The 9,763-nt window shown below is 72.1% G+C and carries 7 protein-coding genes and 1 tRNA gene; 3 read left to right on the top strand and 5 right to left on the bottom strand.

What is annotated here, in order from left to right:
* Positions 1-141: 141 nt before the first annotated feature.
* Positions 142-215 (bottom strand) — tRNA-His (locus VH112_00135).
* Positions 216-334: 119 nt separating this feature from the next.
* Between VH112_00135 and VH112_00130 the strand changes: the two genes are divergently transcribed.
* Complete coding sequence (locus tag VH112_00130; GenBank protein HEX4538628.1) at positions 335-1,744, top strand: type IV secretory system conjugative DNA transfer family protein; 1,410 nt, start codon at positions 335-337, stop codon at positions 1,742-1,744.
* Here VH112_00130 and VH112_00125 read toward each other — a convergent pair.
* Genes VH112_00125 through VH112_00115 form a run of 3 tightly spaced genes read right to left on the bottom strand, consistent with a single transcriptional unit; the run spans position 1,729 to position 7,378 of the window.
* Positions 1,729-2,643: an MBL fold metallo-hydrolase gene (locus VH112_00125; protein ID HEX4538627.1), complete on the bottom strand. Its 915-nt coding sequence runs from the start codon at positions 2,641-2,643 to the stop codon at positions 1,729-1,731. The genes VH112_00130 and VH112_00125 overlap by 16 nt on opposite strands.
* The gene (locus VH112_00120; GenBank protein ID HEX4538626.1) at positions 2,628-6,566 is read right to left on the bottom strand and encodes an ATP-binding cassette domain-containing protein; all 3,939 of its coding nucleotides are present in this window, start codon (positions 6,564-6,566) and stop codon (positions 2,628-2,630) included. The genes VH112_00125 and VH112_00120 overlap by 16 nt, the downstream gene beginning before the upstream one ends.
* Positions 6,563-7,378, bottom strand: coding sequence for a hypothetical protein (locus VH112_00115; protein ID HEX4538625.1), 816 nt, complete (start codon positions 7,376-7,378; stop codon positions 6,563-6,565). The genes VH112_00120 and VH112_00115 overlap by 4 nt, the downstream gene beginning before the upstream one ends.
* A 248-nt stretch (positions 7,379-7,626) precedes the next feature.
* Here VH112_00115 and VH112_00110 point away from each other — a divergent pair, with 248 nt between their 5' ends.
* The gene (locus VH112_00110) at positions 7,627-8,490 is read left to right on the top strand and encodes a fumarylacetoacetate hydrolase family protein (protein ID HEX4538624.1); all 864 of its coding nucleotides are present in this window, start codon (positions 7,627-7,629) and stop codon (positions 8,488-8,490) included.
* Positions 8,491-8,542: 52 nt separating this feature from the next.
* On the opposite strand, the gene VH112_00105 is transcribed toward VH112_00110, so the two are convergent.
* Positions 8,543-8,950 (bottom strand): Ig-like domain-containing protein, encoded by a 408-nt coding sequence (locus VH112_00105; protein HEX4538623.1) that lies wholly within the window; start codon positions 8,948-8,950, stop codon positions 8,543-8,545.
* Between the two features lie 231 nt (positions 8,951-9,181).
* Between VH112_00105 and VH112_00100 the strand changes: the two genes are divergently transcribed.
* A partial coding sequence (locus VH112_00100) for an ATP-binding cassette domain-containing protein (GenBank protein HEX4538622.1) occupies positions 9,182-9,763 on the top strand: 582 nt, incomplete at its 3' end.

The raw sequence follows: 9,763 nt of genomic DNA, 5'->3' as shown, positions 1-9,763 counted from the left end.
CACCAGTCGCGACAACATGGCCGGCCGTTGCTACGAGTGCCACCAGCGCAAGACCGAGCAGGACCGCCAGGCGGGACTACTGGGCGGTGGCGGAGGTGGGAGGGAGCCGCCGTGAGCAGCCGTCGCCGGCGGGACGATGAGGGTGACCGAGGGGACTTGAACCCCCGACCTCCAGGGCCACAACCTGGCGCTCTAACCAACTGAGCTACGGCCACCGTGCGGAGCCAGCATGGCACAGCCTATGGGGGCCATCGGCGGGCATGGCCAGCCGTGGCAACCATCGACGACCAGCCAGGCGGAGCCGGGAAAGGCAGAGCGTTAGCATCTCCGCGGCATGGGGTCAGCTGGGGACGACGCACGCAATGAGGTGGCGCCGGCGGCGAGAGGGCAGGATGTGCACGCGCAGGTGCTGCACCAGATGGGCGTGCACGGCAACCGGATCTACCTCGGCGCGGGAGCGCACGGTTGGGCCTTGGCGGCGCGGGGGTCGGGGGCGCTCGTGCTGGGTCCGCCCCGTTCGGGCAAGACCACGGCGATCGTCGTTCCAGCCATCCTGGCTGCCAACGGCGCGGTCGTGTCGACGTCGACCAAGCTCGACGTGCTCAATGCGACAGCAGCGGCTCGGGGGCGGCTGGGCACGTGCTGGGTATTCTACCCGTCGGGACAGGTGGCGGTGCCGCCGGGGCTGACCCTGCTGCACTGGTCGCCGGTCGAGGGTTCGCGCCGGTGGGACGGGGCTCTGGTGATGGCGCGAGCCATGTTGGGGGCCTCCCGGCCGGGGGGCATCGCCGACGCGTCCCACTGGGTGGAGCGGGCCGAGACTCTCCTCGCGCCGTTGCTGCACGCGGCGGCGCTCGGTGGAAGGGCGATGGACTTCGTGTTCAGGGCCGTTCACCGCGCCGAGCTCGATGGTGCGGCGACGATCCTGGCGGCCAATGACGCCGAGATCGCCCTCGACGTCCTGGAGCGCATCGCCACCACGGAGGCACGCGAGCGGAGCAGCATCGTCTCCACGGCGGCGGGCGCGCTGGCCGCCTATCGGTCGCCGGCGGCGCTGGCCCAGGCCGGCTCGCCGAACTTCGATCCCGCCCTGTTTCCGACCAGCCTCGACACCATCTACGTGTGCGCGCCGGCGCGCCAGCAGGCGCTGGTCGCGCCCATCGTCGTCGGGCTCATCGAGGAGATCCGCTCGGCCACCTACGCCCACGCCGCGCACGAGCTCACGAAGGGAGGCGCGCTCGACCCGCCCGTGCTGTTGGCGCTGGATGAGGTCGCCAACGTGGCGCCCCTGCCCGACCTGGCCGAGATCGTGTCGGAGGGAGCGAGCCAAGGCCTGCTCACCCTCGCCTGCCTCCAGGATCTGTCCCAGGCGAGAGCGCGTTGGGGGCAGGCGGCGGATGGGTTCATGTCGTTGTTCGGGACGAAGGTGATCCTGCCGGGGGTCGGGGATCTCCGCACGCTCGAGCTCGTCTCCGTCCTGGCCGGCGAGGCGGATGTCGCGGTGCGGTCGGTATCGAAGAGCCCGTGGCGGCCGAGGACACGCGCCCCCCGCTCCAGCGTCACCACATCGACGAGGCGACAGCGACGGCTGCCCGTCGACTCGGTCGCCCAGGGTCGTGTCGGCCACGCCCTCGTCATCGACGGGCCCAAGTCTCCGGGATGGATGCAGCTCACGCCGTGGTACGCGACGCAACCGTGGTCAGAGATCGGGACCGGTGACCATGGTGGTCAGCTCGGGAAGTAGCGCGCGCCCGAGGAGGGATCGCCCTCGCTCTGGACACGGCCCGTCTCGACCAGGTGCAGGAGGTGGGCGTAGGTCGAACGGGACGCCGCGGGATGAAGCTCGGGCGCGACCTCGGCGTAGATGACCGGGACCATCGCCTCGATCGTGTTCCGCCCCGACGCCATGCAGTCCATGATCTGGTCCTCGCGGTGCTGCCGATGGGCGATGAAGGCCCGAACCAGCGGCCTCGGGTCGCGCACCGGAGGGCCGTGAGTAGGCCAGTAGAGCTCGTCGTCGCGCGTCAGCAGGAGCTCGAGGCTGCGGAGGTAGTCGCCCATGTTGCCCTCGGGGGGCGAGACCACGCTCGTCGACCAGCCCATCACGTGATCGCCGGTGAACAGCCCTCGCTCCTCGAGGAGGGCGTAACAGACGTGGTTCGAGATGTGCCCGGGTGTGGCGAGACACTCGATCGTCCACCCGGTCCCGTGGATGATGTCACCGTGGTGCACGGTCACGTCGGGCACGTAATCCGTATCGCCCGCCTCCTCGAACCCCTCGGCGCCGCCGACCGGATGGGGACCCCAGCCGTAGGTGGGGGCGCCGGTCTGCTCCTGGAGGAGACGCGCTGCGGGTGAGTGGTCACGGTGGGTGTGGGTCACGAGGATGTGGCTCACGGTGGCGCCGCCGAGCGCGGCCATGATGGCGGCCACGTGGTCTGCTAGCTCGGGACCCGGATCGACGATGGCCACACCCTCGTCGCCGACGAGGTGGGTGCCGGTGCCGGTGAACGTGAACTGGTTCGGGTTGTTGGCTACCACTCGGCGGACGAGCGGAGAGACCTGGTCGGGCACGCCGTAGGCGAACTCGATGTGCCGGTTCAGCGGGAGTGCCGGCGGCGCTCGCCTCAACTTCCCCGCCAACCCCCACCCGACTGCGTGCCCGCCATCTCATCGGGCCGCCCTCCCGGGCCGGCGGTGGAATGGGGCGGGCGACGAGCCGGCCGAGACTGTCCGCCGGCGACGCGACCCGAGCGGGCGATCGACTCGGGGCTGTCGCCGAGATAGGAGGAGATCACACCCGGGTCGCTCAGCACGGCACCCGGCTCGCCAGCGGCGATGATCCCGCCGAGGTGCATGCACACCAGGCGGTCGGAGATGGACGAGACGAGCGGCACGTCGTGCTCGATGATGACAAACGCGGCACCTGTCTGCTCCCGGACCTGCAGGAGCAGCTCGCCGAGCGCCTCCGTCTCGCGCTGGGCGATGCCCGACGAGGGCTCGTCCAGCAGCAGCACCGACGGCTCGTGGGCCAGGGCGCAGGCGAGCTCGACCACCCGGCGGGTCCCGGTCGACAGCTCGGACACGAAGGCATCTCTGTAGCGGCTGAGCCCCATGGACTCGATCAGCTCGTCGACCCGCTCGGCCACCGCCGTCTCGGAGTCGACCACCGCCCCGATCCGGAGGGCACAGGCCACCGGATCGCCCACCGCGACGGGGCGCTCGCGCGCCACGGCCAGGGTCTCTGCCACCGTCAGGGACGGGAAGAGCCGGGCGTCCTGGAACATTCGCCCGAGACCTCGCTCGGCCCGCCCCGCGGGGTCCAGGTCGGTCAGGTCCTCACCGGCGAGGTAGATGCGGCCGGCGTCGGCGACGGTGAAGCCCGAGCACAGGTCGAACAGGGTCGTCTTGCCGGCTCCGTTGGACCCGATGATGCCGAGGATCTCGCCCTGGGTCAGGTAGAGGTCCACCCCCGAGACGGCGCTCACCCCTCCGTAGGCCTTGGCCATGCCCGCAACTTCCAGCGCTGCGGGCGGCACCTCGTCCGGGCCGGCGGCCTCCTCCCCCTCCGGGGGCGTCCGACGCGGTCGGCGGTCTGCGCTGACCTGGCCCAGGAACACCGAGCGCAGCAGGTCCGGGCGCTCGGTGAGCTCCGCCGTCGCACCGGCGAAGCGGACCTGGCCCCGCTCCATGAAGGCCGCTCGCTCGGCGAGGGACGTGGCCAGGTTCACCGACTGCTCGACCAGCACGATGGTGGTGCCGGACTCGGCGATCGCACGCACCACGCCGAGCAGCGTCGAGACCACGCTCGGGGCCAGCCCGAGGGACAGCTCGTCGATCATGATGAGCCGGGGCCGGCAGAAGAGCACCTGGGCCAGCGTCAACATCTGCTGCTCGCCGCCCGAGAGCGAGGAGGCCTTGGCCGAGAGCCGCTCGCCGAGCACGGGGAACAGCTCGAGCACCCGCCACGTCGTCTCGTCCATGAAGGCGCGGTCGCGCCGGGTGAGCCAGCCGGCCAGGCGCAGGTTCTCGGCCACGGTGAGGGAGGCGAACACCCCTCGTCCGCCGGGCACGCACACCAGGCCGGCCTTGACTCGCTGCACCGGATCGGCCTTGGTCACGTCGGCCCCGTCGAAGATGACGCGCCCCGACGAGGGACGCAGCAGCCCCGCGGCCACCCGGAGGATGGTGGACTTGCCGGCCCCGTTGGTGCCGAGCAGGGCCAGCACCTCGCCTTCGGCCACGGCCAGGTCCACGCCGAAGAGGACCTGGACCTGGCCGTAGGCGGCGTCGATGCCGGTGCAGGTGAGGAGCGCCGCACCCGGCAGCTGACCGGACCGACCGGGGACGCCGCCGGGGGACTCCCGCCGGGTGTCTTCAGCCCGGGCGCCGACCGCGCCGCCATCCGCGGCCATCGAGGCGATGGCACCGGGCTCCGCGTGGTCGGCTGTCCCATCGGGCGCCGTCCCGTCGCGAGGCTCGAAGGCCGCGGTCTCGGCCAGGCTGGGCACCGACAGGCCCTTGGACCGGGCCAGGGCCCGCAGGGCCCGGTCCCGCAGCCCGTACACCACCTCGCCGAGCCCACCGGGGGCCATCATCAACAGCCCGAGCAGCCCGGTCCCGGTGGCGAACAGCTGCGCGCCGCCGCGGAGGTAGGCCTGCACCCCCTCCACGTAGATCGCGCCCAGCAGTGCCCCCGGCAGCGATCCCAGCCCGCCGATGACCACCATGGTGAACACCTGCAGGCTGGCGAGCGGGTTGAAGCCCGAGAAGGGCACGCCCCGCAGGCCCACCACATAGAGACCGCCGGCCACGCCGGCCAATGCTCCCGAGAAGGCGAACGCCGTGAGCTTGGCTCGCACCGCGCTGATGGAGAAGGCGGCCGCGCCGCGCGCGTTGTCGCGCACCGCCACCACCACCCGACCGGCCCGGGTGCGGCGAAAGTTTCGGGCCAACAGGCAGCACACCACCAGCGCCCCGAGGCAGAAGTAGTAGAAGACCCGGGTCGAGTCGAGGTCGAAGCGGTCCAGCACCAGTGGTCGGGCCAGCTGGGCCGGGGTGAGGGACGGGAAGTACGCCGAGTTCAACAGGTAGGTCGACACGGGCACGGCGAAGGCCAGCGTGGTCACCGCCAGGAACAGCCCCGGGATGCGCAGCGCGGGTATGCCGACAGCCACGGCGACGCCCGCCCCCACCATGGCGGCGACGAGGAGCGCGACGAAGAAGTCGGCGTGGGCGTGGACCAGCAGCGTGGCTGTCGCCGCTGCCCCCACGCCGGCGAAGGCGAACTGGCCCAGGCTGATCTGGCCGGCCCAGCCCGTCAGCACGACGAGGGACACAGCGAGGATCCCGTAGATGGCGATGTAGGTCGCCAACGTGAGGCGGGCCTGCGACAACGCGAGGGGCACGACGAGGGCCACCACGGCGAGCGCCAGCCAGCCGAAGACACGCGCGCTGCGTACCTCCGGCAGCCGGGCCAGGGCCGCGGGAATGGCCCGCACCTCCTTGACGGCCACGTAGCCGCCGAGACCCGAGTCGTCGGTGCGGGTGACCCGACGGCGCTGGGCGAGCAGGGCGATGAGCACCATGGCGAAGAGGGCCACGTCGACCGTCGACGACCGGGGATAGCTCCAGAACACCGCCTGCTGGAAGACGCCGATGCCCAAGCTGGCTCCGACGGCCACGGGCAGGCTCTCCATGCGGGCGATGACCGCCGCCGCCAGCGGGGCGAGCAGCGACTCGGGGCCCGCCACGACGCCCAGGTTGGGGCCGAGGATGGGCGCGGACAACATCGCGCCCAGGCCCGACAGCCCGGCCGCCATCACCCAGGTGATGCGCGAGAGGCGTCGGACCGGGATGCCCAGCAGGAGGGCCCGCTCGTTCGAGTCGGCGGCGCCGCGCACGGCGATGCCCAGGTCGGAGCGGGAGAAGAACCAGGCCAGCCCGAGCAGGGCCACGGGCACCACGCACATGGCCACGACGTGGTCGCCGCTGAACACGAGAGGCCCCACCCGAAAGGTGAACCGGAACGGGGTCTTGAAGGTGGTGAGCGGCTGCAGGTGGGCGAAGACCGTGGGCAGGCCGATCTCGGCCGACCCCAGCACCTGGGCCAGGCCGATGGTGGCGACGGTGAGGATGAGCCGTGGCGCGGTGAAGAACTTCCGGACCACGGTGGCGTCGATCAGCGCCCCGGTGAGCACCGCCGCCAGGAGGCCCACGGGCAGGGCGGCGAAGTACGGCAGACGCCAGCCAGCCACCATCACGACAGCCACCGCCGCGGCCAGGCCGCCGATCTCGGCCTGGGCGAAGTTGATGATCCGGCTCGATCGGTACACCAGCACCAGGCCCATGGCGGTGAGCGAGCTCAGCCCGCCCAGCACCAGCCCGAGCAGCACCACGCCCACCGGCAGGCCGCCGGGCAGCAGCGTGGAGGCCAGGGTCCAGACCAGCGCCACCAGGCCGGTGACGGCTGCCCAGCGCCCGACGCGCGACTCGGCATCCCGGCGGGCCTCGGGGTCCGAGGCCAGACCCGTCAGCCCGCCGAGCAGACCCGGTGGCAGGCTCACGGGATCCGCGCGACCCGACCGGACGCCGGGGTCGGGGTGGCGGCGTGCGCTGGCGGGGGAGGAGCGCCCGTGGTGCTGGGAGGGCTCGGCGCCGCGTTGGGGAGGGCCCCGCCCGCCGCACCCTGACACCCGGTGTCGAGGCCGGTGGCGGGCAGGAGCGGCAGGGCATTCGGCGGGATCAGGGGGATCACCGAGGACAACGCCACCGGGAGGCCGGGAAGGGGAACCGGCAACACCGGGAGCGGTGGCAGCGGCGGCAGCGGCGCCGGCAGGCCCGGCTCCCCGGGCTGGCTCGGCGGGCTGGGCTGGCTCGGCGGGCTGGGCTGGCTCGGCGTGCTCGGCGCGCAGGACGGCGACGAGCCGCCGGGGGTCGTGCCCGCGTCGGCCGTCGTCCCCGCGCTGCTGTCGGTGGCCGTCTGGCCAGTGGCGCCGAGCGCCGTCGCCGATCCGCCGGCCCCCGTGTCGGGTGCCCCGTCGGTGGCCAAGGCCAGGGCTCCCGACCCGGCCGGCGCAGCTGGCGGCGGGGAGCTGGCCGGCGAGGTGGACGCGGGGGCGTTGCCGGCCGAGTTGCCGTAGGTGCCGGTCGCCGAGGCCGGGCCGCCCAGGACGCCGGTCGGCGTGCTGGGGCTGCGGCTCGGGGCCACGCTCACCACCACGACGAAGGCGATCGCTCCGGCCACCACGGCCAGGTAGCGCCCCGCCCAACGGCCCGCCATGCGCCGGACGAGGCGGGCGACCTCGGCGTCGTCGAGGGGCGCGTCGTGACCGGCAGGCGTGGCGGCGCTCGCCTCACGTTCGGTTCGAGCCGTCATGGTCACCGTCCTGTCACCGTCCGAAGCCATGGAGCCGGGTGCCGCAGCCGTCGCGTGAGGTAGCAGCGGAGCGCCTGCTCGACGGCCCGCTCCGCGCCCACCGGCGATCCCCGCGCTCTTGCCCCCAGTACGTTCCACTCGCTTCCCAGCTTCTGGCGGCTGTCGCCGTCGGCCCCAACCTCCGGGCGCAGCGTAGTGTCTCGGCGAACGCCTGCGCCCCGACCGCAGGACCGCGAACCGGATGGGACATGAAGATCGCCCGCTTCAGCCATGAAGGTGTGACCCGGCTCGGGGTCGTGCTCGGCGAGGAGATCGCCGACCTCGGCCTCGACCACCTCCCGACCGACCTCGGCGCCCTTCTTGCCGACGACGGCCTCGAGGCGGCGTCAGCCGCCGCATCCTCGGCGCCCCGGCTCCCGCTGACCCAGGTCCGCCTGGAGGCGCCGGTGGCCCGCCCGCCCGAGTTCCTCGCCATCGGGCTGAACTACCGATCGCACGCGGCCGAGACTGGCCAACCCCTCCCGACCGTGCCGGTGTTCTTCAACAAGCAGTCGTCGTGTGTCGCCGGACCGACGGATGAGGTGCACATTCCCCGCGTCGCACCGGCGCACGTCGACTACGAGGGCGAGCTCGGGTTCGTGATCGGTCGGCGATGTCGCCACGTACCGCGTGAGCGCGCTCGTGAGGTGATCGCCGGGTTCGTGGTGGTCGACGATGTGAGCGTGCGGGACTGGCAGATGGCCTCACCGACGTGGACCATGGGCAAGTCCTTCGACACCCACGGTCCGATCGGGCCGTGGTTGGTGTCGCCCGATGAGGTCGGCGACCCTCACGCCCTCGGTCTCCGAACGTGGGTGAACGGCGAGCTCCGCCAGCAAGCCAGGACCGACGACCTCGTCTTCGACTGCTACGACCAGATCGCCCATCTCTCTGCCGTCTTCACCCTCCAGCCGGGCACGATCGTCTCGACCGGGACCCCTTCGGGTGTCGGGTTTGCCCGCACACCTCCTGCTCTGCTCGCACCGGGCGACGTGGTGCGGATCGAGATCGAGCGGGTCGGCGCCATCGAGAATCGGCTCGTGCCCGAACCGGAGGACACTGTCCTGCTCTGACCGACGGGGGGCTGCTCTGACCGCCGCGGGGCGCTGACGTCAGGTCCGCCGCCTAGGGCGCTTGCTGGTTCACGTTCTGGGTGAGCGTGCCGGAGGAGGAAGCGAAGTGCCCGCCGCCCCCGTAGGCGGCGGTGATCGTGTGCGGACCGAGGGTCAGCGTCGATGTCGTGCAGGTGGCCGTGGCGTTGGTGTCCAGGGTCGGGGAGCCGCCGGTGCACCCGAGCGCAGCGCCGCTGTCGGTGAACTGGACCGCTCCGGTCGGGGTGCCGGAGCCCGGACTCTTGGCGACGACCTTGGCGGTGAAGGTCACCAGTTGGCCAAGTCCCGACGTGTTGTTGGGGCTATCGCTGGTGAGAGAGGTCGTTGTCGCCGTGGTGGGCGAGGTCGTGCACGCAGCCGCCGCCAGGGCTACGACGGCCGCACCGGCAAGAGCCCATTGAGGGCGAACCGCTCGCGCCATTCTCGCGGGCCCACGCCTCCCGGTTTCGGCCAGGGCGCGTGGAGACATCGGGACCACCTCTCGTAGGCACGGATTTACCTCTACAAGAGACGGTACGGACCTGAGCGCCCGACTACATCAGTAGAAGTACTGATATCTATGCGTCCAGCAGGAAAGGCCAGCGACCTGAACGGGGGCGGGTAGCCGGCCGCTAGATTGGCCATTTCCGCCCCACATCGTTCTCGAGGGTTGATGGCCGACACCATGATCGAGGTCGCGGGCGTCAAGAAGGCGTTCGGCACCACCAAGGCACTCTGCGGCGTCGACCTGACCGCCGATCGGGCCAAGGTCCTCGGCCTGCTCGGCCCCAACGGCGCCGGCAAGACGACGCTCGTGCGCATCCTCGCCACGCTGCTGGCCCCCGACGAGGGCTACGCCCGCATCGGCGGCCTCGACGTCGTGCATGACGCTGCCGCCATCCGCCCGATCATCGGCCTGGCCGGCCAATATGCGGCGGTCGACGAGACGCTGACCGGTCGGGAGAACATCGAGCTGGTCGGACGCCTGTACCACCTGGGCCGGGCCGACGTCAGCCGCCGGGCCGACGAGGTGCTCGAGCGCTTCTCCCTCACCAACGCCGCCGACCGCCAGGTGAAGACCTACTCGGGCGGCATGCGGCGCCGGCTCGACCTCGGGGCCAGCCTCGTCGCCCGCCCGCCGGTGATCATCCTCGACGAGCCCACGACCGGGCTCGACCCCCGTAGCCGGGTCGAGATGTGGGGCTTCATCGAGAGCCTGGTGGCGGACGGCACCACCATCCTGCTCACGACGCAG

The organism is Acidimicrobiales bacterium, from assembly GCA_036270875.1.
In the GTDB taxonomy this organism is placed as follows: Bacteria; Actinomycetota; Acidimicrobiia; order Acidimicrobiales; family AC-9; genus AC-9.
This window is presented reverse-complemented; position numbering and strand designations above follow the sequence as displayed.